This is a genomic window from Tolumonas lignilytica (assembly GCF_000527035.1).
Taxonomy (GTDB): Bacteria; Pseudomonadota; Gammaproteobacteria; order Enterobacterales; family Aeromonadaceae; genus Tolumonas; species Tolumonas lignilytica.
Genome location: NZ_AZUK01000001.1, coordinates 2697311 through 2722997 on the forward strand (window position 1 = coordinate 2697311; position 25687 = coordinate 2722997).

The following is a 25687-nucleotide window of genomic DNA, read 5'->3' on the forward strand; positions in this document are numbered from 1 at the left end:
TATAACGCGAGTTATCTCTGATCGCTTGTCTGAGATGCGGTGTATTCTCATACTTGATTTGACGCTCGGATTTTTCTGGCAGGTGGAGGTGACCGTGTTACAGCAGGAACGATGGCGGAATTTACAACGCAAAGCCGATACGTTATGGCAACGTACATGGGATCGTCACATGCGTTTAGCCGTTACCGGATTGGCTCGAAGTGGCAAAACAGCATTCGTTACCGCATTGATCCAACAGTTGGAACAAGCCGGATTCAATGCCAAGTTACCGCATTGGCAGGTGTTGCAACAAGGACGGTTGCTGGGTGTTCAGCAAGTCGTACAACTGCATCAGCACATACCTACATTTGGTTATACCCATGCTTTGTCAGCGCTGGCTGCTGATCCGCCGCAATGGCCGGAGCCTACGCAGACATTGAGTGAAATCAGGCTGGAATTACGTTTTCGTAGCCAGCATCTTTTACGTCAGAAAATAGGGCAGGACATTTGCAAACTCTATCTGGATATAGTGGATTATCCGGGGGAATGGTTGCTGGATCTGCCGTTACTTGAGCTGAGTTACGCACAATGGAGTGCGCAAATTCGGGGGCAATTACAGTCACCGTCCCGACGCCATCTGGCGGAACCCTGGTTGCAAGCGGGAAGTCATTGGTCTGCTGCGCAGCCTTTTTCTAACATGGTTGATGAAATAAGCCATGTCGCCGCACTCTATACCAACTACCTACATGACTGTCGCTCTCAGCTTGGATTGCAAAGCATTCAACCTGGCCGTTTTGTTCTGCCCGGTGAATATGCCGGTGCTCCCTTATTGCAGTTTGTGCCTTGGGTGTGGGCATTACCTGAAGAGCCCGCGACCAAGGATTCGATTTACGGCTTAATGCAGGCCCGTTACGAGGCGTATAAGGAACATGTGATTAAACGATTTTATCAGCAGCATTTTTCCGGTTTTGATCGGCAGATCGTGCTGGTGGATTGTCTGCAACCGTTAAAAACGAGCCATGAGTCGTTAGCGGATCTGCAAAATACGCTTGGTCAGATATTAAAAAGTTTTCAATATGGGAATAGCCATTGGTGGCAACGGCTGTTTTCTCCAAGAATCGACAAACTCTTGTTTGTCGCCAGTAAGGCAGATCATGTGACGCCAGAACAACACCCGGCTTTGCTGAGTTTGCTGCGTGAGTTAGTGCATTCCGGGTTGGCTCGTGCCCGCTTTGAGGGTATCTCGCTGGAATGTATGGCGATGGCGGCTATCCGAGCGAGTGAATATCATCGTGTTGATTATCAGGGGCAGCCGTTGACGATATTACATGGGGTGGATTTACAGGGGCATGAATTGGCGCTATTTCCCGGTACGATCCCGCCACAGATCCCTGCCGCCGATTTTTGGCAAAACCCAGCATTGCGATTAACCGACTTACGGCCACCATCTTGGACTCTGACTCAGCCAAGACCGCATATTCGATTAGATCAAGTATTGGAGTATTTGCTGGGAGATAAAATGCAATGAAAAAGCCCTCATCAGAAACAGCCCCGCCGCATTTAAATGCCATTGAGATCCCATTGGAGTTACTCAATCGAAATACCGTCACCCAAGAACATGAGCCGATCGAAATATCCCCACTTCAATTGCATGACGCAACAAGCCTGCCTGATCTTGAGATAAGTGATGATGTTGATGTCGCGCCACTTCGTGATGAACTGGCTTTTTCTGGCTGGTTTCGTTGGGGCGGGCTGACGGTATTGGCATTATCTTTTCTTGAAGCCGGTAATTTTTTATACCATCAATATTTAGTCAGCCCCTGGCTGGGCGGTGCCTGGTCAGTTGCTTGCGGTTCGTTATTGATCGGTGTGCTGGGGATGGGGGTACGCCAGTTGCGGGCGCTACGGCATTTGCGGCGGAATACCCGGCTTCGTGACGAAGCGGAGTGCCTGCGCAGTGTTAACCAGCATGGCAATGCACTCGCGTTTTGCCGCCATTTGGCGAGTGAGAATAAATTGCAGAACTTGCCGGGATATCAGACCTGGTTGGAGCACATTGAACCGCATCATGATGATAGTGAGGTTTTGACATTATTCAGTCAATTTGTGTTGCATCCGTTAGATGAAAAAGCGCTGCAATTAGTTCTGAAATCCAGTAGTCAGACCGCATTGTTAGTCGCAGCGAGCCCTTTGGCATTGGCGGATATGTTGCTGGTGTTATGGCGGAACCTGAAAATGCTGCAGGACATCGCTGACATCTATCAGATCCGGTTAGGGTATTGGGGACGGCTGCGCCTGATCCGCCAAATTGTACAAAATATGGTGTTTGCCGGTGCGACGGAACTGGTCACGGAATTAGGTACTGATTGGTTCAGCAGTGAACTGACGTCAAAATTATCAGCGAAACTGGCTCAGGGGTTGGGAAGTGGGTTGATGTCTGCCCGGTTAGGGATCAACGCTATTCAGTTATGTCGGCCAATACAGTTGTTGCCGGGTGAAAAACCTAAACTCTCGCAAATCCGAAGAGCGCTATTAAAACGGCTGAGTTCAACCGTCAGTCAATTCTTTACAAGCAAAGTACCGGGCGATCCGCAAAAAAGTGCGCCGCAAAAAGAATAAACCGGCATGTGCCGGTTATTCTGATCTAATCACGAAAGTTGCACGGTACAAGGCAATTTGACCTGCATACACAAACCACCGGATGGTCGATTATGCGCCCTAATCGAACCCCCATGTGCTTCAATGGCTCGCTTGGTGATGGCCAACCCTAAACCTTCTCCCGGGTTATTATTGCTGCGGAAGAAGGGTTCAAAGATGGATTCCAGATCATTCTCGGCAATGCCGGGGCCATCATCGGCAATTTCAATATCTAAGAGTTCAGGGGATTCCTGATAGACACTGATTTCAATATGACAGCCGCGTCCAGCATGCTGCAGGGCATTACGGATCAGATTATCAAATGCCCGCAATAACAACTCGCCACGACTCTGGATAATAATGCCTTCATTGAGCGCGTTATCCAGTTGCAGTTCAATCATGCTTCCGCTGTCTCTGGCTTCAAACTGAGCATCGTCGACCAGCGATTTTAACAGCTCTATCAAATCCAGATAATCTTCCTTGGGTTGCGGCACGCCAGATTCCATTCGAGCGAGCATCAGCACTTCCCCCACCAGACTGTCGAGGCGGTGACATTCCTGTTCAATGCGTTGCAGCATTTGCTCGGTGTTTTCGGGTTTTTGTCGCATTAAACCGATTGCCAGCTGCAAACGAGCCAGTGGTGAGCGTAAGTCGTGGGAGACATCGTGCAACAAACGGCGTTGTGCCTGAATCAGTTGCTTGAGCTTGTCTGCCATCGAATCAGCATCTTGCCCGAGATCCGCAAATTCATCGTAGCGTTTTCCCAGTTTCTGGCTGACGTTGATATCGAAATCCCCCCCTGAAACGGCTTTCAGTCCATCGCGTAATGTTTCGATGGGGCGTGAAATTGAACGTGCGAGCCAGTTACTGAATAACAAGCTGGTCACTATGGCCATGAATAACAAAAACACCGGGGCATCAAACAATTCAAAGGCGATGTTATAGGGGAAGGGGGGCGGCCGCCGAATGAGGAATATCCAGAATATCTCACCATCCGGCAGTGTCACTTTTTCTACACCGGGTGTGTTTGGCTCTTGTTCCGTCAGGTGCTGCGCTTCCTGCCAGGCTTTCTCATTGACTGCACGGTTAAAGAGATCTTTTCCATCTTGATCTACAACATAAGGAACCGGCATCCGCGGTGCTTTCGGATCATGCTTTTGAGCTAACTGCGGCCCTAAAATTTCTTCCAGTAATTGCTTGCCACCACTCGTTAAGGTTCGAGCGACTGAATCGGTAATACCGTTGGGCCGCTCACCGGTTTCCACCTTGTTGATCGTCAGTTTGGCATCTTGATAGAGCGTAACCAGAACGCCGGTGCATACACCGGTTAGCAAAATTGCCAACCAGAAGCTGAGTAATATTTTCCAGAAGATGCGGTGCATGGATTATTCAACTACCAACTGATAACCGATTCCCCTGATAGTCTGAATGGGTGAGCGCCCATCTTTTAAGGTGCCCAGTTTCTGACGAAGATTACTGACATGCACATCGATACTGCGATCATAGCGGGCAAGCGGTCGGCCCAGGGTATGTAAAGAAAGATCTTCTTTACTGATGGTTCGTCCTGCGCGACGGCAGAGCATTTCCAGAAGGTTAAATTCGGTACTGGTGAGATCGAGTAATTCATCACGCCAGGTAGCACTCCGGCTGGCGGCGGAAATAGCCAGTGCCCCGACACGCAAGGGTTGTAGCTGCCCCGGATCTTGTTTTTCCGGATCAGCTCTTCGCAAAATGGCACGAACACGCGCGACTAATTCTCTTGGGGTGCATGGTTTTGAGACATAATCATCCGCACCGAGCTCCAGCCCGATGATACGATCAATGTCATCCCCTTTTGCAGTCAGCATGAGGACGGGAATATTACTGTGGATCCGCAGGCGACGGAGAACATCAATACCATTCAGTTTTGGCATCATCACATCGAGCAAAATCAGGTCGTAATCACCACTCAATGCTTCTTCTAAACCACTTTCACCATCGTGACACATCTGAACGGCAAAACCTTCATTACTGAGGTATTCCCCCTGCATGCTGCACAGTTCCAGATCATCATCAACCAACAATACGCGGATCATGTAAACCTTCCTAATAAGACATACAGCGCCATGATACGGTGCAAACTGAGCCGGACAATAGACACAGCATAGATATACCTATATTTACCTATAATTACATTTTATATGAGAAATGGCGGATTACGGTGTCGTGGCTGATGGTTTAATGTACTGGCGCAATAGCGGTTCCATCATGTCCCGGATCAGGGGTTGTGCTTCCGCTTTAGGATGAATGCCATCATTCAGCATCAGTTCCGGATGTATCACAATGGGTTCAAGAAAAAACGGCAGCAAGGGTGTGTGCATTTCCTGGGCTAACTGCGGGTATATCGATTCAAGTTTAGCAATATAGGCTGCGCCATAATTCCGCGGAATACGGATCTGCATCAATAGTGGTTTCGCGCCACTTTTTTGAATGAGCTGAATAATTTTTTTCAGGGTTTGATAAGGCACTTGAGGCGGAAAGCCGCGAATTCCGTCGTTTGCACCCAATTCAATTAAGACCCAATTGGGTTTGTGATTGGACAATAAAGCAGGCAATCTGGCTAAACCATCCTGAGATGTGCTGCCGCTGATGCTACTGTTAATGATAGAGACCGGAAAATGCGCTTTCTGCCATTGTTGGTCTAACAAAACCGGCCAGCTTTGTTCTGCAGCCATCATGTAACCGGCGCTTAAACTGTCACCGAGAATTAATAGTGTACCGGCGTGTCCGGACAGAGAAAAAACAGATAGTAACATCAACAGGATACCTCTCATGACTCAGCCTCTTATGATTCAAGTCAATAAATTGTCGCACAGAGTGCCGGTGGGTAAAGAACAGCTTACCATCCTTGATGGTATCCAGTTGCAAGTCAAGCCAGGAGAGAGTGTTGCCATCGTTGGGGCGTCTGGATCAGGGAAGTCAACCTTGCTAGGGATGCTGGCCGGGCTGGACTTACCCACGGAGGGTGAAATTTTTATTGCCGGACAATCATTGCTTCAGATGGACGAAGAACAGCGAGCCCAGTTACGTTCGGAGCGGATTGGTTTTGTTTTTCAGTCTTTCCTGCTGATCCCCGAACTGACAGCACTTGAAAATGTCATGTTACCAGCGGAATTGCGGGGGATCAGTCAGGCAAAACAGCTGGCGACTACCTTATTAAATGAAGTCGGTTTGGGAGAGCGCCTGCACCATAAACCGGCTCGACTTTCTGGTGGCGAACAACAACGTGTTGCACTTGCCCGTGCTTTTATTTGTCAGCCTGCTCTGTTATTGGCCGATGAGCCCACGGGGAATTTAGATCAGCATACCGGCGAGAAAATCGCTGATTTGTTATTCCGAATGAATCAGGAATCGGGTTCCAGTCTGGTTATTGTGACGCACGATGTGGCATTGGCGAGTCGTTGTCAGCGGCAGTTACGCATGACCGCCGGAAGGCTGGAGGAGTCACATGATTAAATTATTGTGGCGCCTGTTTTTGCGGATGGGCTGGCAGGGTGGTTTGCAATGGTTTGTGATTGCATTGGCGATTTGTATTGCGTCAGTGCTGAGTGTTTCTCTGGTGTCGGATCGATTGACGCAAAGCCTGAAGGTGTCCGGCCGCGATTTTCTGGCCGCCGATCTGGTCATTGATTCGGCGAGACCCTTACCGGATGAATGGTTAAAACAGGCCAGAACCTTTCGGTTACAACTCACGCATACAACCGAATTTTCGACCATGCTGTTGGCTGGCGAACAAATGCAACTGGCTTCCGTTAAGGCGGTAGAGTCGGGCTATCCTTTTTATGGCCGTTTGCAGTTATCTCCTCAGCAAACGATACGTGCCGGGGAACTTTGGCTTTCTAAACCATTAATGTTACTGCTGCAGGTAAAGCCCGGTGAGAGGGTTCAACTCGGTTCCACGTCATTAAAAGTGGCTGGCGAACTCCTGCAAGAACCGGATCAGAGTTTTAATCCGTTAGCATTGGCACCCCGCGCCATTATGCATCAGCATGATGTGGGCGCTGCCCAGATTTTACTGCCGGGCAGTCGGGTTACGCATCGTTATTTGTTTCACGGTGATGCTGCTGCATTGACGGCCTGGGAGCAATGGCTGACACCGCGACTGCAGGTGGGACAAAAATTACTGAAACCGGAACAAGCCAATCGAAATTTATCTCGTCAGTTAGAACGCAGTGAACGTTTCTTCCGGGTGGCCTCTTTGTTAGGGCTATTGCTGGGGGCTATCGCCATGAGTATTGCTATTCAGCAATATGCCCGTCAAACCCAAACCATGCTGGCGTTACTAAAAACCTTTGGTGCATCTCGCTGGCGGATCATGCTTTTACTGGGGGGATTATTGTGTCTGCTCACACTGAGCGGAATAGTGATCGGCTGTTTGTTAGGCTGGCTGGTTCATAGCTGGATGGTCTGGCAATTGGGAAATGCATTACCTCCCGAACTGGCCGCCCCAACAATACGACCGTTTATTCTGGCATTTGTGCTGGGCAGTATTCTGGTCGCCTTGCTGGTTTGCATTCCGCTCTGGCGGCTGTTGGATGTTCCGGCATTACGGGTTTTGCGTCAGGAACAAGAGAGCCGGATCCCGTCCTGGTTAACCTTACCGCTACTCGTTGTCGGGTTGTTGGCTATCAATCTCATCTTATTACAAGACACCAAGTTGGTATTGGGGCTGCTGGGTGGCGTGATCATCTTGATCCTGATCTTAGGTTGCATCGGCTATCTGCTGTTACGCCTGTTACCGAAAGGTGAAACAGGCAGTAGTTTTTATTTGGCGGTTCAGCACTGGCAGCGCCAACCACTGGAAATCTTGCATCAGCTGAGCGGCATCGCCTTATCCTTATTATTGCTCGGTGTGATCATGAGTGTGCGCAGTGAGATTGTTTCCGGTTTTCAGACGTTCTTACCTGCGGATGCCCCGAATCGGTTTTTAATTAACATTCCAGATAGCGACAAAGTGGAATTAGAGCATTTCCTGCAGCAACATCAACTGACTCATGCTCCCTTATACCCCATCGTCAGAGGGCGGCTGACTCATATCAACGGTGAACCGGTTACCCAGCAGGAGGGGCAACCCGGTCGTCCCGGCATTCACCGTGAACTGACGATGACTGCACAGGCGCAATTGCCGACAGACAGCATCATAGTCAGTGGGAAAGGATGGTCGGAAGGCATGCGCAAACAAGTGTCTATCGAACAAGGCGTTGCCGCAGAATTAAATATCAAACTGGGCGACCAATTACAATTTACGGTCGATGATCAATCCTTCACGGTGACAGTACGCAATATCCGTCAGGTCGATTGGCAGAGTATGCGCCCCAATTTCTTTATGATTTTCTCACCGGATGTATTACAACCCTTTGTCGTGAATTGGATGACAAGCTTACGGGTGCCACCGGATAAACTGCCAGCCGAATTGGAACTCGCGCGTACATTTCCTACGATTACGTCTCTGAATATCGATGACTTACTCAATAAATTGCAGGGCGTACTCGATAAGCTGGCAAAAGCGATGACGTTATTGATGTTGTTGGTGTCGGCTGCGGCTATTCAGGTGCTGCTGGTGCAATGGCAGGCTGGATTGCAGCAACGTCAGATCAGCCTGTTATTGATGCGAACGCTGGGAGCCAGGCGCCAACAATTACGTAATATGTTGCACTGGCAAGCCATTTTGCTCGGTGGTTTTGCAGGAATAACTGCGGCATTCAGTTGTGAATTGTTTCGCTGGTGGCTTCATGCTGAATGGAGCGAACAGCCCTGGCAATGGCTGCCCATGTTATGGTGGTTGTTACCACTCAGTGGTGCGGTGACCGTTTTGTTGGTTTCTCAGTTTACCTTGCAACCATTATTGCGGCGAACTTTGGCTGAGCGATTAAGGGCGCTATAAATCTTGATTTATTCATCTTCAAATAGATGTCGGAGTGCTTCTTTTAGCTCGGGATAACGAAATTTAAAACCGGCCTCTAATAATCGTCTTGGTTGAACATTTTGACCACTGAGCAGCAGCTCTGCCATTTCTCCAAGCAATAATGTTAAAGCCCATGCTGGAACACGCATAAAATGGGGACGATGGAGGGTGGCAGCAAGCGCAGCACTAAATTGTTTATTCGTGACAGTATTCGGTGTGGTTGCATTATAAATTCCATTGCATTCTGGGTGTTCAATCAAAAATAGGATGATGGCAGCTAAATCTGTACGGGTTATCCATGACATCATCTGCAATCCAGAGCCCATAGACCCACCCAATCCGCACCAATAGGCAGGTAACATCTTTGCCAGTGCACCGCCTTGCGAACCCAAGACCAGCCCAAACCGGGTGATACAGACCCGACAATTAAATTCAGTCGCCTCCATAGCCAATTTTTCCCAATGTGCACAGACACGAGAAGGAAAATCCTGACGTGCTGGTATGAAGTTTTCGTCTATGGGATCGGCATTCTGAGTGCCATAGAATCCAATGGCTGAAGCATTGATCCAAATTCTTGGTTTTTGTGCGTTGGATTTTTTTAATGTTTCCAGTAACTTGGCTGTTATTGACCAGCGACTTTCGCAAATTAGCTGTTTCTGAGCATCATTCCAGCGCTTTGCTGCCAGCGATTCGCCCGCCAAATTAATAATTACATCCACATCATCGAGAGTTTTGAGTTGTTCTATTTGAATAACTTTACAGTTATCCACAGATAATTGTTTTGCTGCTAACTTTGGAGAGCGGCTAATCAATAAAAGCTCATGTTTCATTTTCAATGAATTGACTAAATATTGACCAATAAAACCCGTTGCGCCTGTAATAAGAATCTTCATGCGGGCACCTGCGATGGAAAAATAGACGGATATGGGTGTCTAAGCTAGTGATAAGTATGCAAGATATCCAGAAAAAGAACTTTTTTTCTGCAATGAACCAATGAGCATTTTTGATCTTATCCACATTTCCTGTGGGTAAGGCTGTAGATGAATACTGAAAAATTGTCAGATACGAGAAGCAGGTATAAAAAAGCCCTGAAACCAGGGCTTTAAAAATGACTAACGAAGTGTTCAGTCTTGAGATTGAGTAGACTGAATACCTGTCAGTGCGATGGTGTAGACGATATCGTCAACCAGAGCGCCACGAGACAGATCGTTAACCGGTTTACGCATGCCTTGCAGCATTGGGCCGATAGAAACCAGATCCGCAGAACGTTGAACCGCTTTATAGGTCGTGTTGCCGGTGTTCAGATCTGGGAAGACGAACACAGTAGCTTGACCTGCAACAGGTGAGTTCGGTGCTTTAGACAGCGCCACGTCAGCCATCACGGCCGCATCGTATTGCAGCGGACCATCGATGATCAGATCTGGACGTTTCTCTTTGGCAATACGGGTTGCTTCGCGAACTTTATCAACATCCGCGCCAGAACCTGAAGTGCCTGTCGAGTAAGAGATCATGGCCACACGTGGTTCAATACCAAATGCTGCGGCAGAATCAGCAGACTGAATAGCAATTTCAGCCAGTTGTTCTGCATTTGGATCAGGATTGATCGCGCAGTCACCGTAAACCAGAACCTGATCAGGTAACAGCATGAAGAAGATCGATGAAACCAGTGAGCTGCCAGGCGCGGTTTTGATGATCTGCAATGGTGGACGAATGGTGTTCGCTGTGGTGTGAACTGCACCAGACACCAGACCGTCCACTTCGCCCCGCTCCAGCATCATGGTGCCCAGCACCACGTTGTCTTCCAGTTGTTCGCGTGCAACAACTTCAGTGATACCTTTGCTCTTACGCAATTCGACCAGACGAGGCACATAGCGTTCACGCGCTTCAGCCGGATCGATGATCTCTACACGATCACTCAGCACTACACCTTGCTGTTCCGCAACACGACGGATTTCATCCGGATTACCCAACAGCACAGGGCGGGCAATACCGCGATCAGCACAGATAGCAGCCGCTTTGATGGTACGAGGCTCATCACCTTCTGGCAGAACGATACGTTTATTCGCTTTGCGAGCCAGTTCTGTCAATTGATAACGGAATGCTGGCGGGCTCAGACGACGAGGATGGCTGGATTCAGAGGTCAGAGTTTCCAACCAATGTTTATCGATATGACCCGCGACATAATCTTGAACCAGTTCAATGCGTGCGTTATCGTCAATTGGAATTTCCACATTGAAATTCTGCAGACTGACCGCAGTTTGCCAGGTGTTGGTGTTGATCATCAGGATTGGCAGACCAGTCTGCATTGCCTGCTGACACAGAGCCATCACCTGAGGTTCAGGGTGATACCCACCTGTTAATAACAATGCGCCCAGCTTCACACCGTTCATCGCAGAGAGACAGGCTGAAACGATGACATCAGAACGATCGCCAGAGGTAACCAGCAAGCTGCCTGGTTTGAAATGCTGAACCATGTTGTGAATGGAACGCGCACAGAAAGTCACAATGTTCAGGCGGCGAGTATAAATTTCACCTTCATTGATGATTTTTGCATTCAGATGGCGAGCGAGATCAATAGCACGTGGTGAAATCAGTTGAGAATTCCACGGGATGCAACCCAGAATCTTCAGCGGTGACTTACCGAAGAATTGCAGAATTTCAAGATGGTTGCTGCCATTTTCACCAGTATGGTGAGCTTCAAACATTTCAGTCAGATCAGGGCGGGTAATGCCATGTTCATCAACGGGAGCACCCACTTTGTTGATAATGCAGCCCACGATACGTTTGCTGTGAGTACCACCAAAATTGGCACAAGCCAGTTCGATGCTCTCTTTCAGTTTCTGGCTGGAATAATTGCCTGGATGAGTTACCAGTACAATATCGGCATCCAGTGCGGTTGCGATTTCTTGGTTCAGTTTATTAGCAAAAGGTTGCTTATCAACTGGTACCAAGCCTTCAATCACCACGACTTCGGCACCACTCTCAAGGACATGTCTCTCATAGAGAGCGACAATCTCTTCTAACAGAATTGCACTGTTGTTAGAGGTGATCATGTTCTCTGCATATTGCAGGGAGAGTGGTTCAGGAGGTGTGATGTTTGAACCGGCACGAATGACGGCTGTTGATGTTTCAGGGCCAGATTGACCAGGTCTCGGTTGAGCTACCGGTTTAAAAAAGCTTACGTTGACGCCATGACGCTCCATTGCCCGGACCATGCCCAGACTTACAGAGGTAACGCCAACGCCGGTGCCAATCGGGATAAGCATGATTGTACGAGCCACTTAATATCCCCTTGTTTCGACGTTTACTTACTAATGAAAAGGCTGCCCTGAGGCAGCCTTGAGTATTCTATCTTATCAGGCGACCAAATTCGCCGCATCTCTCGCAATTACCCACTCTTCATTGGTCGGGATCACCATGGCAATGGTACTGCCTTCTTCAGTGATGATACCTTGTTTACCAAAACGAGCTTTCAGGTTTGCTTCGGCGTTCACTTTAAAGCCTAACAGACCCAGGCGATTCAGCGTTAGTTCGCGAATAGGTGCTGAGTTTTCACCGATACCACCAGTGAATACCACTGCATCCAAACGACCATCCAGCGCGGCGGTGTAACTAGCTATGTATTTTGCCAGACGATAGCAGTAAATATCCATCGCTCGTTTCGCTTCTTCTTTAGTTTCGTAGTTATCTTCTACGTAACGGCAGTCGCTGGTGACTTCAGTCAGGCCCAACAGGCCGGATTCTTTGGTCAGAGTCTTGTGGATATCGTCCAGACTCATTCCCAGTGCATCATGCAAATGGAAAATAATGGCAGGATCGATATCACCGCAACGGGTTCCCATAACCAGACCTTCTAATGGCGTCATCCCCATTGAGGTATCTACGGAATGACCACCTTTGATGGCGCATACTGAACCACCATTGCCCAGATGGCAGTTGATGATATTCAGTTCTTCCACTGGTTTATTCAGAACCTCTGCAGCCTGAAGGCTGATGTAATAGTGGCTGGTACCATGCATACCGTAGCGACGAATGCCATTTTCCTTATACAGCTTATAAGGCAGGGCATACAGATATGCTTGTTCTGGCATAGTCTGATGATATGCCGTGTCGAAGACAGCCACGTTTGGCAGAGATGGGAATGCATGCTTGGCTGCACTGATTCCAACCAGATGGGCTGGGTTATGCAGTGGCGCTAAAGTACTGCACTCTTCAATACCTTTGATGACGCTGTCATCAATCAACACTGACTGAGTAAATTTCTCGCCGCCATGAACTACACGATGACCAATGGCAATCAGATCGGCGACTAACTCCGGCTTGTTTGGCAGTATGGTTTGTACGATAAAATCAAGCGCTTCCTGATGGGCAGCTCCAGCACCTAAATCGGCGCTGCCTTTTGCTCCATCTAGCTTCCACTTGATTTTGGCGTCATCGAGGTGTAAACATTCGGCAAGGCCTGAGAGTTTTTCATCACCAGAGGTGGCGTCAATCACGGCGAATTTCAGTGAAGAACTGCCGCAGTTAAGTACAAGAACCAACTTGCTACTCATTCATTAATCCTAATCATGGGTTTCTAACAATGTCGTTACAGAAGTGTTTAAAAAATGTTAAACACGGGCAGCAAATATAGCATATGATTATGTCAGGAGCCCACTGTTTACCATTCATGCAGGCAATCAATAGGCCTAGACTAAATGGTGTATATTTCCTGTTAAAACTTCATGTTTTAAGGCGGGGAGAATACAGTGGATGCCGCCAAACCACAAAGAGTTCTTATTTACTTAACTCTGAGTTAAAGTACTAAATTGGCGGAGAGAGGAGGTGTAGTATGAATTCCTTCAGCAAAACATTGTCGTATGGCGCTGATTACTCTTCTATTTGGCCGTCGCATCCAGAGTTGGCTGCTTTTTTCCCTGAGCAAACAATCATCTACCTGCTGAACTGGGGCAAACGGCTTATTCCTGCCGTGGTGATCCTCAGTGGCTGTTTACAAATGCAGTGGGGAAATCCGGTGAATTGGCCGACGTTTATTGCGAGCTGCTTATTTGCGTTAAGTTTGCCGGTGCAGGGGTATTATTGGCTGGGTAAACGAGCGGAGACATTGCTGCCTCCGTCATTAACGCGCTGGTATTTCGATATCAACCAGAAAATGAATTACGCACCGTCAGTAAACCGACCCAGTTATTTTGATCTTGCTACCACTTTACGTAAAGCGTTTGAACAACTGGATCGGGTATTTTTATTTCAGTGATTAATAACTGGTTTTGATACCGTAAGAAACCAGGATCTCCTTGAGGTGTTCCATGACTTCTTTCTTAGGAGGATGGACGCCTTCCAGCTCGTATTTTTCGCCCATGGCTGTCCATTTGTGTTTGCCCAGCTCATGATAGGGCAGCATCTCCAGCTTTTCTACTTTGCCGCCCAGCTCATCACGGATGAAAGCTCCTAGGGCATGAGCGCCTGCATCATCGTCTGTCCAGCCAGGTACCACCACGTACCGGATCCACATGGTTTTCCCTTTTTTTGCCAGATAGCGAGCAAAATCGAGACAGTATTTATTGCTGACATGAGTGAGGGGAATATGTACGTCGTCATTCATGTGTTTGATATCCAGCATGACGAGATCGGTTTGTTCCAGCAGGGCATCCAGCGCTTCATCATAATGACGGACAAAACCGTTTGTATCCAGACAGGTATGAATACCTTGTGCTTTACAGGCCTTGAACCACTCGGTGACAAACTCTTTCTGGAGTGTTGCTTCGCCACCCGATGCCGTGACACCGCCACCTGAAGATTTCATGAAATGACGATATGACAGCAGGTCTTTCATCAGGTCATCAACCGTGACTTCTCGGCCACCTTCAGTATCCCAGGTATCACGGTTATGACAATATTTGCAGCGCATCAGACAGCCTTGCATAAAGGCGATGAAACGGATCCCCGGGCCATCTACCGTTCCGCAAGTTTCAATAGAATGAATACGGCCTTTAATTGTCATAGTTAACTCCAGAATACTTCTTTATTGATACTCATTTTATTACAGATTAATACGCTGAGCACGGAGACATAGTTCAAAGCTGGACATTTATCCATAAAAAAACCCCGACTGTTGCCAGCCGGGGTTTTTACTGAACAAAGCTTATTACATGGACTGTGTGAAAGTACGAGTAATAACGTCTTGCTGTTGTTCTTTAGTCAGTGAGTTGAAACGCACTGCGTAACCAGAAACACGGATAGTCAGCTGAGGATATTTCTCAGGATTTTCCATTGCGTCCAGCAGCATTTCACGATTCATTACGTTGACGTTCAGGTGTTGGCCACCTTCAATGTTGGATTCATGGTGGAAGTAACCGTCCATCAGACCAACCAGGTTGGCTTTCTGCGCATCAGCTTCTTTACCCAGCGCATTCGGTACGATAGAGAAGGTGTAAGAGATACCGTCTTTAGCGTAAGCGAATGGCAGTTTAGCAACAGAAGTCAGAGATGCTACCGCACCTTTCTGGTCACGACCGTGCATTGGGTTAGCGCCTGGTCCGAATGGTGCACCAGCGCGACGACCGTCAGGGGTGTTACCAGTTTTCTTACCATATACCACGTTAGAAGTGATGGTCAGAACAGACTGAGTCGGGATCGCATTACGGTAAGTTTTGCGATGCTGAACTTTCTTCATGAAACGTTCAACCAGATCACAAGCGATACTGTCTACGCGTTCATCGTTGTTACCGAATTGTGGGTATTCACCTTCAATTTCAAAATCAACAGCAATGCCGTCTTCATCACGGATTGGTTTAACTTTCGCGTATTTGATTGCAGACAGAGAGTCTGCTGCAACAGACAGACCCGCGATACCACAAGCCATAGTACGAATTACATCACGGTCATGCAGGGCCAGCTGAATTGCTTCGTAGCTGTATTTATCGTGCATGTAGTGGATGATGTTCAGTGCGGTGACGTACTGAGTTGCCAGCCAGTCCATGAAATGGTCCAGACGGTCCATAACATCGTTGTAATCCAGATATTCAGATTTAACTGGTTCAGTTTTAGGACCAACCTGAATTTTCAGTTTTTCATCCACGCCGCCATTGATTGCGTACAGCATGGTTTTCGCCAGGTTTGCACGGGCGCCGAAGAACTGCATTTGTTTACCGATCACCATTGGTGATACGCAACAAGCGATAGCATAGTCATCGTTGTTGAAATCGTTACGCATCAGGTCATCGTTTTCGTACTGAACTGAAGAGGTATCGATAGATACTTTAGCGCAGTATTTTTTGAAGCCCATTGGCAACTGTTCTGACCACAGAATGGTCATGTTAGGCTCTGGTGAAGGGCCCATGGTGTACAGTGTATTCAGGTAACGGAAAGAAGATTTAGTTACCAGAGTACGACCGTCAACACCCATACCACCCAGAGATTCGGTTGCCCAAATTGGGTCGCCAGAGAACAGTGTGTCGTATTCAGGAGTACGCAGGAAGCGCACCATACGCAGTTTCATGATCAGATGATCGACGATCTCCTGAGCTTCAGCTTCAGTGATCAGACCTTTTTTCAGGTCACGTTCGAAGTACACGTCTAAGAAGGTAGCGGTACGACCGAAAGACATCGCTGCACCGTTCTGGCTCTTCACTGCGCCCAAGTAGCCGAAGTAAGTCCACTGAACAGCTTCCTGAGCAGTTGTTGCTGGACCAGAAATATCACAGCCATATTTAGCCGCCATAATTTTCAGTTGGTTCAGAGCACGGTGTTGTTCAGAGATTTCTTCGCGCAGACGGATGGTCGCTTCCAGATCTTCACCAGCTTCCAGTTTAGCTTGCAGAGATTTGAACTGAGCCAGTTTGTCAGCCATCAGGAAATCGATACCGTACAGTGCTACACGACGGTAGTCACCGATGATACGGCCACGGCCATACGCATCAGGCAAACCGGTGATAACACCTGATTTACGGCAGTTCAGGATGTCTTTGGTGTAAACATCAAAGACGCCCTGGTTGTGAGTTTTACGGTAGTCGGTGAAGATTTTTTTAACTTGTGGATCCAGTTTACGGCCGTAAACTTCACAAGAGCCTTCAACCATTTTAATACCACCGAAAGCGACGATAGCGCGTTTCAATGGTTTTTCAGTTTGCAGACCAACGATCTTTTCCAGATCTTTATTGATGTAGCCTGCATCATGAGAAGTGATGGTTGACGGCAGATCAGTATCAAAGTCTACAGGAGCGTGAGTGCGGTTTTCTTCCTTGATGCCTTCCATGACCTGTTCCCACAGTTTGGCAGTGGCTTCCGATTCGCCTGCCAGGAAGGATTCATCACCCTCATAAGGGGTGTAGTTTTTCTGGATGAAATCACGGGTGTTTACTTCTGATTGCCATGCACCAGGAGCAAAACCTTCCCACGCTTTCAGACATTTTTCACTTAACTCTGCCATTTTTTCATTACCTCTTCGGTATTGATGAGAAAAAGATCCGGGGTATCAATATATCTGGATTACAGATTAATGATGACGGCGGAAAATGAACCAGTTTGTCAGACCAACCATAACACCACCGCCTATGATATTACCAATGGTGACTGGGATCAGGTTGTTAATAATAAAATTGTGAATAGTCAGATCTGCGAAAGCAGATTGCTGCGCGCCAATTGCCTGCCAGAATGCTGGCGATGCAAAATTCTCAATTGCAATCCCCACTGGGATCATGAACATATTGGCGATACTGTGCTCAAAACCAGAAGCTACAAACATTGCGACGGGCAAGACCATAATCAGCGCTTTATCAAGCATAGTACGGCCACCGAAAGCCATCCAGGTTGCCAGACAAACCATCAAATTACACATGATACCCAGCGCCACAGCTTCGACGAATGTATGGTGAATTTTATGCTGTGCAACACCCAGGGCGACCTTACCCCATGAAGCATCACCGGCGGAATACTGACTGCTCAACATGATCAGGGCAACAATGATTAAACCACCAATCAGGTTACCGAAGTAAACGATACCCCAGTTCTTAAACATTTGACCCCAGGTAATGCGTTTTGCTGCACGGGCTACAATTGTCAGTGTCGTTGATGTGAATAATTCGCCACCAAGCAACACACACAAAATCAACCCTAGGGAAAAGCAGATACCGCCAACCAGTTTATTGTTACCAGTGGATACGGCTGTGATGTAAAAAACAAAGGCAATCGCAATAAATGCACCTGCAGTAATTGCAAGCATAAATGCTTTTGCGGCGGGTTTAGTGGCTTTACCATGGACAATGTCTTCAGCAACCGCGGCAATAGCCTCTGGTTTCAGACAATCAAAAGGAGATTCAGCTTTCACGGAATTTACACCTATATGTCAAATTACTGGTGTAATGATAGCAATAATGATTTCCTGCAAAATTGCTCCAGATCAAATCTCTCCGGTCATCATGTAATTTTATTACATTTAATTCGTTCGGCATGGTTGGTTGAGCGGGTGGTTGCTGTAAGGATAAAAACAGGTGAGATGACATTAAAAATCAACCAGAGGCAGTAATATTCGACTCTGGTTGATTAATTAAATTAATAAAATCAATTAATTGTTAATTATTAACCATTTATTGCTGTAATGCATATGCATCTTTCGCTCTTTGGAGCTTTTCATAAGCGCCTAGGAGTTTTTGATGATTTTTGAAAGTTTGCAACGTGGAATCAGCAGCTTGCAAACCAAAGAAACGATGAGAGCCTTCAATATGTCCCCACGCCTGAGAGACGGTTTCTTCTCCGAACATTCGGATGAAAGAATTGTAGTAGGACTTAGGATCTCGCTCTTCATCAAGGAATAATTCCAGGCTTGCATTTAGACAGCGGAAAAATAATGCGCGTTCTTCAGATAAAACGGAGCTGTTGAAGTCTTGGGTCCATCCCGCCCATTCTTGGGCTAATTCCAGTTCACCTGCCGCCAGTGCCAAGAAGCACTTCAGCTCACCAAGGCGTAGTGTATGCCAGCCTGTTCCTTTATCGGCAGCGATACCTAACAGTTCGCGGACACGGGTTTGATCATCAAAACCCTCTTCATCTAATTGATCAAAAAGTGCCAGATATTCTTCGGCCTCCCATTTGCTGTCAGGTAAGCTCAGAATGGTATTACGCAAATGGCTACCCATGTTGTTGTTTGCGTAGAGCAAATCTTCAACAGGATAAATATCAGACATGCCTGGCACTAAGATACGGCATGCATAGACACCAAGATGTTCATAATCGGCAATATAAACGGGTTGTTCCAGTTTATCGAAAATGGCCAATAAACCGTGAAATTCTGCTTCTGTTGAGCCGGAAAAATCCCAGTCAACAAATTCATAATCAGCGTCATCTTTAAATAGATCCCAGCTGATCAAACCCGAAGAGTCGATAAAATGCGTTTCCAGGTTATGTTGATCGGCTACATCGTCATTGTTAAATGACGGTGGGGCAAAGACGTCCAGATCTTTCAGCCCTCGGCCCTGAAGTAATTCGGTGACTGTGCGCTCAAAGGCAACTTCAAATTGTGGATGAGCGCCAAAAGAGGCAAAGCAAGTGCTGTTTTGTGGATTAAATAAAACGACACAGATAACTGGAAATTGTCCGCCCAGAGATGCGTCATAACACAGAATGGGGAATCCTTCATTTTCCAGCGTAGCGATTGCTTCCTGAATTTTTGGAAAACGGGCAATCACTGTTTCTGGTATTGCAGGAAGACTGATTGCTTCGCGAATAATTTTGTTTTTGACATACCGCTCAAACACCTCTGATAAACCCTGAGTTCTGGCTTCGGTCATTGTATTGCCTGCACTCATGCCGTTTGAGACATATAAATTGGCAACAATGTTCATGGGGATGTAAACGGTCTGCTGATTGTCTTGACGGACAAAGGGTAATGCGCAAATGCCACGCTTTTCATTGCCGGATTGCAGGTCAATCAGCATATCCGCTGTCAATTCATTTTCCGGGTCATAAAAAGCACGAGTGAAAGAATCCAGTAAGCCAGAAGGAAGTTGACCATCATCAGGTACCGCAAACCACTTTTCATTGGGATAATGCACAAACGGGCCGTTAGCAATTTTATCGCCCAAATAAAAGTCGGCAAAAAAATAGTTGGTGGAAAGACGTTCAAAATATTCGCCCAATGCTGAAGCGAGAGCCGCTTTTTGCGTTGCGCCTTTTCCATTAGTAAAACAGAGTGGGCAATCCTTATCCCTGATATGTACAGACCAGACGTTTGGTACTGGATTCAGCCATGAGGCTTCTTCAATATTAAAGCCCAAGGCTTGTAATTTATTCTGAAAGCTGGCGATGGAGTCTTCCAGAGCGGCGTCTTTACCTGGGATGAAGGTTTGCATTGATGGGTTCCACGTGTTGATAAATTGTTAAAACTCAGGTTGCGATCATAAGCTGCAATCATGGTTATGTCACTCTTCCTGCGTGTTCGATGCTCTTTGACCATTTCATGCAAAATATTTGATAAAAATGCTTGCAGCAACGCTCGGCATCCGTATTGTGAAGCGATGTGTTTTTGATAAGTAATCCAAGCAGGAATGGAAATGAAAAAAGTAGGACTAATTGGTTGGCGTGGTATGGTGGGCTCGGTTCTGATGAGCCGGATGATTGAAGAAAACGACTTCAGTAAAATCGATCCCGTATTTTTTACTACCTCTCAGGCTGGTCAGGAAGCACCGAAATTTACAGGTAAGCCTGCTGGTGTGTTGGAAAATGCCTTCAATCTGGATGCCCTAAAGGCGATGGATATTATCATTACCTGTCAAGGTGGTGATTACACGAAAGAAGTTTACCCCAAACTGATGGCTTCTGGCTGGACGGGATACTGGATTGATGCGGCTTCCACATTACGAATGGAAGATAATGCCGTTATCATTCTTGATCCGGTGAACGGTCATGTTATTGATAATGCACTAAATAACGGCATTAAGACGTACGTTGGCGGAAATTGTACTGTCAGCCTGATGTTGATGGGCTTGGGTGGTCTGTTCGCGAATGGTCTGGTCGAGTGGGTTTCTTCTTCCACTTATCAGGCGGCCTCTGGCGCCGGTGCCCGTCATATGCGCGAATTATTGCAACAAATGGGCGCGTTGCGTGATGTGGTGGCTACTGAATTGGCCGATCCTGCCTCTGCTATTCTGGATATCGAACGTAAAGTAACATCCGCAATGCGTGATGAAGCGTTCCCAACCAGTCAATTTGGTGCTCCTCTTGCTGGTAGCTTGATCCCATGGATCGATGTTGCGTTGCCAAACGGTCAGAGCAAAGAAGAGTGGAAGGGTATGGCAGAAACCAACAAGATTTTAGGTCTGCCTACGGCCGGTATTCCTGTTGATGGTAACTGCGTGCGAATTGGTGCGTTGCGTTGCCATAGCCAATCATTCACCATCAAACTGAAAAAAGATGTGCCGTTGACTGATATTCACCAGATGCTGGCGGCACATAACGATTGGGTTCGTGTGATCGAAAATGATCGTGCTATCACCGTTAAAGAACTGACTCCTGCTGCTGTGACCGGTACACTGAATGTGCCTGTTGGTCGTTTGCGTAAGATGAACATGGGGCCAGATTTCTTGTCTGCATTCTCTGTCGGTGATCAGTTGTTGTGGGGGGCTGCAGAGCCTCTGCGCCGTATGCTGAATATTCTGTTGGCAAAAGCTTAATCATCATTGCTTAATAGTTGATGATGTTACTGATAAAAACGCACTACTTTAGTAGTGCGTTTTTATTTCAGTGAATGAAGATGAAAAATGCAAACAGATATAAAGCATGCAGTGAAACAACAAAGAATATGATTTGACGAGTTAAATACAGGATTCAGGGCTATTAGGCTTTAATGCCCAGAGGCAGAGAGGAGCGAGGTTGTGTGAGACCGTGATCATTGTAGGTCATAGCATCATTATCTCTGGCTTTCGCAAGGATACTGCCGAGTTTACGACTGGCAACCAGATTCATTTCAATCAGCTTACCATTAACTTCGTTTTTCTCACGACATGAGCGAAGCACATCGTGAAAGTTGTTCCGCCAAATTTTATATTCATCAGTAGTTGTAGTCTGCTGAACCTGACTATCCAGTTCTGTTAGTTGTGCCAAGAGAGACATTTTATGGTTGGCTAAGTCAGTTAAATCCATGACCTGTCGTTGTTTCAGCGCAGCAAACTCCTGCTCCAGCACATGTTTTAATGCTGTCAGTAATTCTTGCTGTTGCTGCAACAAGCCATTTTCAATCATTTATTATCACCAAATAATGACTTTTCCTGAGCCAACAGTTTGTTCGCAATACTTTTGCTGTTGATTTTATAATCACCGCGGTCAATGGCAGCTTTAATCGATGCAACTTTACTGCTGTTGGTATCCGGGGCATCAGTAATTTTTTGTTGCAAACGAGTGAGGGACTGAGCCTGTTCTGTCAGTTTTACTGTATCTTGAGCAACGGTGTTTTTGCTGACAGAAGAGCTGCTGGATTCACTGCTGGCATCCTGTTTACTGGTTTTTGCGCTGGTGGTTTTGCTGGTCAAACCACTCAACGAACTGTTTATGTTATTGATAGCCATTTTTCATACCCGTAATTGAATCCGTGTATCTCTTCATCGGCAACAAAGTCAGGAACTTTAGCGATTAAAGTGAAAAAATTACATTTCCACCTTAACTTTACCAACGCCACTGATCACTGCTGAAATAATACGCTGTGAACGGATGTTTTGCACCCGGATCGTATCGTTCAATGCGCCATCTTGCAAAGCTCGTCCCGATGTTTTAATCACCATGCCGCCTTTTGCTGCAATAATCTCAACCGTATCATCGCGGCAGACAATGCAGATTTGATTCTGACGTATTGGCTGATTTGTTCTTATATCCCGTTTACTGCGAGCTCCGATCAGCAAAGACATGTCTGTGGTCATATCACCATTCAGCATAAAACTGTCAATGTAGGCGATAGTCATATTTTCGGCTGACAGTAACGTTCCTTTAGATATTGGGGTGGCTGCGGCGACCACTGGTTTCTGAATTCGCACTTTCACGGGGACAAATAATCGCCACCCGGGTTGATCTGGGCACACTACCGAAACGGTGGTACTGCGGCGCACATCACCATTTCCCGTGATTGATAACGCTAGTGGTTGTTGGCAGGGAGTCAGGTTTAGACGGGGGTCAATTGGATTGGCGATAGCTTCTACTTTATCTGATGGTTCAGATTGAATTTGAGAGAGCACATAATCGCTGACTTGTTGCTGAATATCCGCCTGCATATCATTTGCCACAGCCATTGATGGCATAAGGATTGCGAGACATATCAATTTAATGAGTTTAAGCATTTCTATATTCTTGCCGATAGACCAAAATGGCATCATAAAGATATTAAGCAATACATTCAGTTAGTTTCACACTGAATTGCTATAGTTTAGATGCGTAGTCAGAAAGTAGACAGTATAGTTATTAATGCATGCATGATGCCAGATATGGTGAGTGGAGAAAAATATGGCAAGTATTTTGGATTCAGTTAACCAACTCACCCAGTTGGTGGGTCAGAATCGGTTAGAGTTGCTGCTGTTCAGATTGAATGGCCGGCAGCGTTTTGGTATTAACGTATTCAAAGTACGCGAAGTGCTACAGTGCCCGAAATTAACCGCCATGCCTAAATTACATCCTTTTGTCCGGGGTGTTGCTCATATTCGTGGACAAACAATATCAGTCATTGATTTGAGTATGGCGACGGGCGGTCGTCCTGTTCAGGATTTGAGCCAGGCCTTTATTATCATTGCGGAATATAACCGTTCAGTTCAGGGGTTTCTGGTTGGTAATGTAGAACGCATTATCAATATGAATTGGGAATCCATCCTGCCTCCGCCTAAAGGGGCGGGTCGTTACAATTACATGACAGCTGTGACGGAAATTGATGGTGAGTTAATCGAAATTCTGGACGTTGAAAAAATTCTGGACGAAATCTCGCCGGTTAATACTGATGTGAGTGCTGACGTCGTGGCATCCAGTGAAGAGCATCATACCCGTGGTTCTTTAGTCATGGTGGCTGATGATTCATCTGTTGCCCGTAAACAAGTACAGAAAGCACTCAATGCCATTGGTGTTGAATGCATCATGGCGAAAGATGGCAAAGATGCCTTGAATATGCTGAAGGAGATGGCAAAAAAAGGCCCAATTACCGATCAGATCAGAGTTCTTATTTCTGACATCGAGATGCCAGAGATGGATGGTTATACCTTAACGGCGGAAATAAGAGCGAATCCCGAATTAAAAGGTCTCTATGTTATACTGCATACTTCTCTGAGCGGTGTATTCAATCATGCTATGGTTCAGAAGGTTGGGGCTGATAATTTTATTGCTAAATTCCACCCCGATGAGCTGGCAAAAGCAGTTCAGGATGCAATGTAGTAGTGGATTATAAATTAAAGAGTTTGCATGAAGACATTGTCTGAGGATCTTTACAAACAGTTCAGTGCTTTTTTAGAGGCCCAGGTCGGTATTGTGCTGGGCCCCAATAAGCAGTATCTGGTAAAGAGTCGTTTATCGCCATTAATGAGCACTTATGGTTTTTCTTCACTGGAAGAGCTGATTAATAAGGCGATGAACATAAGGGAAAGGGAACTTCGGATGGTTGTTATTGATGCAATGACAACTAATGAAACTTTATGGTTTAGGGATATTTACCCATTTCAGTTATTAACCGATAAGCTTTTCCCTGAATTAGGTAAAAATGGGAAAACCATTAAAGTTTGGTCGGCAGCCAGCTCTTCGGGGCAAGAACCGTACTCTATTGCTATGATGGCTTTGGAGCATCAATATAAGAAGCCGGGTACGTTATCTGGTGGTGTGCAGATCGTTGCCACGGACATTTCACTTTCTATGCTGAACCAATGCAAAGAAGGTATTTATGATAACTTGGCGTTAGCTCGAGGTTTATCTACTGAACGAAAGCGTCAATTTTTTGAGCCTTGTGCAGACGGTTCCAAAATGAAAATCAGTGACCGTGTCAAAAAACTGGTCACTTTTCGTCATTTCAATTTGCTGGATAGCTATGCGCCATTAGGCAAGTTTGATCTTATTTTTTGCAGAAATGTGCTTATTTATTTTTCTCCGGAAATCAAATCGAAAATACTCAATCAATTTGCTATGTCATTGAATCCTGGCGGTTATTTATTGCTTGGTGCCTCGGAATCGCTGAGTGGATTAACTGAACGGTTCGATATGGTGCGTTGTAATCCTGGCATTATCTACAAACTGAAATAACCCACCTTCTCTTGGCACACCTCTTGCTTTTATTCTGCAAGGAGGTGTGCCATGGCCATATCATTCGATAAAGCATTTGGTATTCATCAATACACGATAGGTGCCAGATCTCAGCGTGCTGAGGTACTTGCTGCCAATATCGCAAATGCGGATACCCCCGGTTATAAGGCTCGTGATGTTGATTTTTCAGCATTATTGGAGCAGGCCCAGGGGGGGCAAAGTACAGCCGTCGCTTTAACCAGAACCAATGAGCAGCATATTGCAGGCGGCAGCTCGCTGGATTCTAGTGTGATGTATCGGACTCCGTTAGAAGCGGATACGGGTGATGGTAATACCGTTGATATCAATCAGGAACGGACTGCGTTCATGGAAAACAGTCTTGAATTTCAGACATCATTATCATTTCTGAATAGCAAGATCAGTGTTTTGATGAGGGCAATCAAAGGAGATTCTGCATGAGTTTATTTCAAATTTTTGATGTCTCTGCATCTGCTATGAGTGCTCAGTCGGTTCGTTTAAATACCACTGCAAGTAATCTGGCGAATGCGGAAAGTGTGAGTTCTAGTGCGGAACAGACTTACCGGGCAAGACGGCCAGTTTTTGCCGCTCAATTGCAGGATGCGCTAGGTGATGGCACTGCTCCGCAGGGGGTTGAAGTCAAAGGCATTGTAGAAAGCAAGGCACCTTTGGTGAAAGAGTATAACCCTGCGCACCCTATGGCAGATAAGGATGGCTTTATTTATAAGCCTAATGTAAACCCCATTGAAGAAATGGCAGATATGATAAGCGCCTCACGTTCTTATCAAACTAATGTGCAAGTCGCAGATACGGCAAAGAATATGCTTTCTCAGACATTAAATCTGGGTAAAGGTTAAGAGA

The 25687-nt window shown here is 46.5% G+C and carries 23 protein-coding genes; 10 read left to right on the plus strand and 13 right to left on the minus strand.

The features are described 5' to 3' along the window. The first annotated feature begins 94 nt into the window (after positions 1-94). Together H027_RS0112525 and H027_RS17830 are read left to right on the plus strand one after the other, a co-directional pair. Positions 95-1507 (plus strand): YcjX family GTP-binding protein, encoded by a 1413-nt coding sequence (locus H027_RS0112525; protein ID WP_024872800.1) that lies wholly within the window; start codon positions 95-97, stop codon positions 1505-1507. Then, positions 1504-2598, plus strand: a complete 1095-nt coding sequence (locus H027_RS17830) for a YcjF family protein (RefSeq protein WP_024872801.1) — start codon at positions 1504-1506, stop codon at positions 2596-2598. The genes H027_RS0112525 and H027_RS17830 overlap by 4 nt, the downstream gene beginning before the upstream one ends. A gap of 29 nt (positions 2599-2627) precedes the next feature. Here H027_RS17830 and H027_RS0112535 read toward each other — a convergent pair whose 3' ends face one another. From H027_RS0112535 to H027_RS0112545, 3 genes are all read right to left on the minus strand, one after another. Next, positions 2628-3998, minus strand: a complete 1371-nt coding sequence (locus H027_RS0112535) for a sensor histidine kinase (protein ID WP_024872802.1) — start codon at positions 3996-3998, stop codon at positions 2628-2630. Positions 3999-4001: 3 nt separating this feature from the next. After that, positions 4002-4691: a response regulator transcription factor gene (locus tag H027_RS0112540; RefSeq protein WP_024872803.1), complete on the minus strand. Its 690-nt coding sequence runs from the start codon at positions 4689-4691 to the stop codon at positions 4002-4004. Between the two features lie 120 nt (positions 4692-4811). Beyond that, the gene (locus H027_RS0112545) at positions 4812-5411 is read right to left on the minus strand and encodes a GDSL-type esterase/lipase family protein (RefSeq protein WP_081741552.1); all 600 of its coding nucleotides are present in this window, start codon (positions 5409-5411) and stop codon (positions 4812-4814) included. A gap of 16 nt (positions 5412-5427) precedes the next feature. On the opposite strand from H027_RS0112545, the gene H027_RS0112550 reads away from it, so the two are divergent. After that, positions 5428-6111, plus strand: a complete 684-nt coding sequence (locus tag H027_RS0112550) for an ABC transporter ATP-binding protein (RefSeq protein ID WP_024872805.1) — start codon at positions 5428-5430, stop codon at positions 6109-6111. Beyond that, positions 6104-8539 (plus strand): ABC transporter permease, encoded by a 2436-nt coding sequence (locus H027_RS0112555; RefSeq protein WP_038149285.1) that lies wholly within the window; start codon positions 6104-6106, stop codon positions 8537-8539. Before H027_RS0112550 ends, H027_RS0112555 begins: the two co-directional genes overlap by 8 nt. A gap of 8 nt (positions 8540-8547) precedes the next feature. Here H027_RS0112555 and H027_RS0112560 read toward each other — a convergent pair whose 3' ends face one another. The 3 genes from H027_RS0112560 to H027_RS0112570 all read right to left on the minus strand — a co-directional run bounded on the left by H027_RS0112560 (position 8548) and on the right by H027_RS0112570 (position 13113). After that, positions 8548-9453 carry a TIGR01777 family oxidoreductase gene (locus tag H027_RS0112560; RefSeq protein WP_024872807.1) on the minus strand — a complete coding sequence of 302 codons (906 nt, stop codon included), beginning with the start codon at positions 9451-9453 and terminating at the stop codon, positions 8548-8550. A gap of 231 nt (positions 9454-9684) precedes the next feature. Next, positions 9685-11841: a phosphate acetyltransferase gene (pta, locus tag H027_RS0112565; protein WP_024872808.1), complete on the minus strand. Its 2157-nt coding sequence runs from the start codon at positions 11839-11841 to the stop codon at positions 9685-9687. A 75-nt stretch (positions 11842-11916) separates the two neighbouring features. Next, positions 11917-13113: an acetate kinase gene (locus H027_RS0112570; RefSeq protein WP_024872809.1), complete on the minus strand. Its 1197-nt coding sequence runs from the start codon at positions 13111-13113 to the stop codon at positions 11917-11919. A gap of 278 nt (positions 13114-13391) precedes the next feature. Between H027_RS0112570 and yfbV the strand changes: the two genes are divergently transcribed. Next, on the plus strand, positions 13392-13814 hold the full coding sequence (gene yfbV / locus H027_RS0112575) for a terminus macrodomain insulation protein YfbV (protein WP_024872810.1): 423 nt from the start codon (positions 13392-13394) through the stop codon (positions 13812-13814). On the opposite strand, the gene pflA is transcribed toward yfbV, so the two are convergent. From pflA to ycaO, 4 genes are all read right to left on the minus strand, one after another. Further along, the gene (pflA, locus tag H027_RS0112580; protein ID WP_024872811.1) at positions 13815-14561 is read right to left on the minus strand and encodes a pyruvate formate lyase 1-activating protein; all 747 of its coding nucleotides are present in this window, start codon (positions 14559-14561) and stop codon (positions 13815-13817) included. A 144-nt stretch (positions 14562-14705) separates the two neighbouring features. After that, complete coding sequence (pflB, locus tag H027_RS0112585) at positions 14706-16988, minus strand: formate C-acetyltransferase (protein ID WP_024872812.1); 2283 nt, start codon at positions 16986-16988, stop codon at positions 14706-14708. A 66-nt stretch (positions 16989-17054) separates the two neighbouring features. Further along, a complete protein-coding gene (focA, locus tag H027_RS0112590; protein ID WP_024872813.1) occupies positions 17055-17885 on the minus strand; it encodes a formate transporter FocA in 831 nt (276 codons plus the stop codon). A 259-nt stretch (positions 17886-18144) separates the two neighbouring features. After that, entirely contained in the window at positions 18145-19905 is a 1761-nt protein-coding gene (ycaO, locus tag H027_RS0112595; RefSeq protein ID WP_024872814.1) for a 30S ribosomal protein S12 methylthiotransferase accessory factor YcaO, read from the minus strand. Between the two features lie 201 nt (positions 19906-20106). Between ycaO and asd the strand changes: the two genes are divergently transcribed. After that, entirely contained in the window at positions 20107-21225 is a 1119-nt protein-coding gene (gene asd / locus H027_RS0112600) for an aspartate-semialdehyde dehydrogenase (protein WP_024872815.1), read from the plus strand. Between the two features lie 163 nt (positions 21226-21388). Here asd and flgN read toward each other — a convergent pair whose 3' ends face one another. From flgN to flgA, 3 genes are all read right to left on the minus strand, one after another. Continuing rightward, the gene (gene flgN, locus H027_RS0112605) at positions 21389-21793 is read right to left on the minus strand and encodes a flagellar protein FlgN (RefSeq protein WP_024872816.1); all 405 of its coding nucleotides are present in this window, start codon (positions 21791-21793) and stop codon (positions 21389-21391) included. Next, complete coding sequence (gene flgM / locus H027_RS0112610) at positions 21790-22116, minus strand: flagellar biosynthesis anti-sigma factor FlgM (RefSeq protein WP_024872817.1); 327 nt, start codon at positions 22114-22116, stop codon at positions 21790-21792. Before flgM ends, flgN begins: the two co-directional genes overlap by 4 nt. Positions 22117-22194: 78 nt before the next feature. Next, on the minus strand, positions 22195-22839 hold the full coding sequence (gene flgA, locus H027_RS0112615; protein ID WP_024872818.1) for a flagellar basal body P-ring formation chaperone FlgA: 645 nt from the start codon (positions 22837-22839) through the stop codon (positions 22195-22197). A gap of 202 nt (positions 22840-23041) precedes the next feature. Here flgA and H027_RS0112620 point away from each other — a divergent pair, with 202 nt between their 5' ends. From H027_RS0112620 to flgC, 4 genes are read left to right on the plus strand one after another with little or no spacing between them, the layout of a single operon-like run. Further along, positions 23042-23953, plus strand: a complete 912-nt coding sequence (locus H027_RS0112620; RefSeq protein WP_024872819.1) for a chemotaxis protein CheV — start codon at positions 23042-23044, stop codon at positions 23951-23953. 27 nt (positions 23954-23980) lie between these two features. Next, complete coding sequence (locus tag H027_RS0112625; RefSeq protein WP_024872820.1) at positions 23981-24808, plus strand: CheR family methyltransferase; 828 nt, start codon at positions 23981-23983, stop codon at positions 24806-24808. Between the two features lie 51 nt (positions 24809-24859). Beyond that, positions 24860-25267: a flagellar basal body rod protein FlgB gene (gene flgB / locus H027_RS0112630; RefSeq protein WP_024872821.1), complete on the plus strand. Its 408-nt coding sequence runs from the start codon at positions 24860-24862 to the stop codon at positions 25265-25267. Then, positions 25264-25683, plus strand: a complete 420-nt coding sequence (flgC, locus tag H027_RS0112635; RefSeq protein WP_024872822.1) for a flagellar basal body rod protein FlgC — start codon at positions 25264-25266, stop codon at positions 25681-25683. Before flgB ends, flgC begins: the two co-directional genes overlap by 4 nt. Positions 25684-25687: the final 4 nt, after the last annotated feature.

Coding starts and splice junctions, on each gene's coding strand:
- H027_RS17830 (WP_024872801.1), top strand. CDS start 1,504: ATGAAAAAGCCCTCATCAGAAACAGCCCCGCCGCATTTAAATGCCATT.
- H027_RS0112535 (WP_024872802.1), bottom strand. CDS start 3,998: ATGCACCGCATCTTCTGGAAAATATTACTCAGCTTCTGGTTGGCAATT.
- H027_RS0112540 (WP_024872803.1), bottom strand. CDS start 4,691: ATGATCCGCGTATTGTTGGTTGATGATGATCTGGAACTGTGCAGCATG.
- H027_RS0112545 (WP_081741552.1), bottom strand. CDS start 5,411: ATGTTACTATCTGTTTTTTCTCTGTCCGGACACGCCGGTACACTATTA.
- H027_RS0112550 (WP_024872805.1), top strand. CDS start 5,428: ATGACTCAGCCTCTTATGATTCAAGTCAATAAATTGTCGCACAGAGTG.
- H027_RS0112555 (WP_038149285.1), top strand. CDS start 6,104: ATGATTAAATTATTGTGGCGCCTGTTTTTGCGGATGGGCTGGCAGGGT.
- H027_RS0112560 (WP_024872807.1), bottom strand. CDS start 9,453: ATGAAGATTCTTATTACAGGCGCAACGGGTTTTATTGGTCAATATTTA.
- H027_RS0112570 (WP_024872809.1), bottom strand. CDS start 13,113: ATGAGTAGCAAGTTGGTTCTTGTACTTAACTGCGGCAGTTCTTCACTG.
- yfbV (WP_024872810.1), top strand. CDS start 13,392: ATGAATTCCTTCAGCAAAACATTGTCGTATGGCGCTGATTACTCTTCT.
- pflA (WP_024872811.1), bottom strand. CDS start 14,561: ATGACAATTAAAGGCCGTATTCATTCTATTGAAACTTGCGGAACGGTA.
- pflB (WP_024872812.1), bottom strand. CDS start 16,988: ATGGCAGAGTTAAGTGAAAAATGTCTGAAAGCGTGGGAAGGTTTTGCT.
- ycaO (WP_024872814.1), bottom strand. CDS start 19,905: ATGCAAACCTTCATCCCAGGTAAAGACGCCGCTCTGGAAGACTCCATC.
- asd (WP_024872815.1), top strand. CDS start 20,107: ATGAAAAAAGTAGGACTAATTGGTTGGCGTGGTATGGTGGGCTCGGTT.
- flgN (WP_024872816.1), bottom strand. CDS start 21,793: ATGATTGAAAATGGCTTGTTGCAGCAACAGCAAGAATTACTGACAGCA.
- flgM (WP_024872817.1), bottom strand. CDS start 22,116: ATGGCTATCAATAACATAAACAGTTCGTTGAGTGGTTTGACCAGCAAA.
- flgA (WP_024872818.1), bottom strand. CDS start 22,839: ATGCCATCAATGGCTGTGGCAAATGATATGCAGGCGGATATTCAGCAA.
- H027_RS0112620 (WP_024872819.1), top strand. CDS start 23,042: ATGGCAAGTATTTTGGATTCAGTTAACCAACTCACCCAGTTGGTGGGT.
- H027_RS0112625 (WP_024872820.1), top strand. CDS start 23,981: ATGAAGACATTGTCTGAGGATCTTTACAAACAGTTCAGTGCTTTTTTA.
- flgB (WP_024872821.1), top strand. CDS start 24,860: ATGGCCATATCATTCGATAAAGCATTTGGTATTCATCAATACACGATA.
- flgC (WP_024872822.1), top strand. CDS start 25,264: ATGAGTTTATTTCAAATTTTTGATGTCTCTGCATCTGCTATGAGTGCT.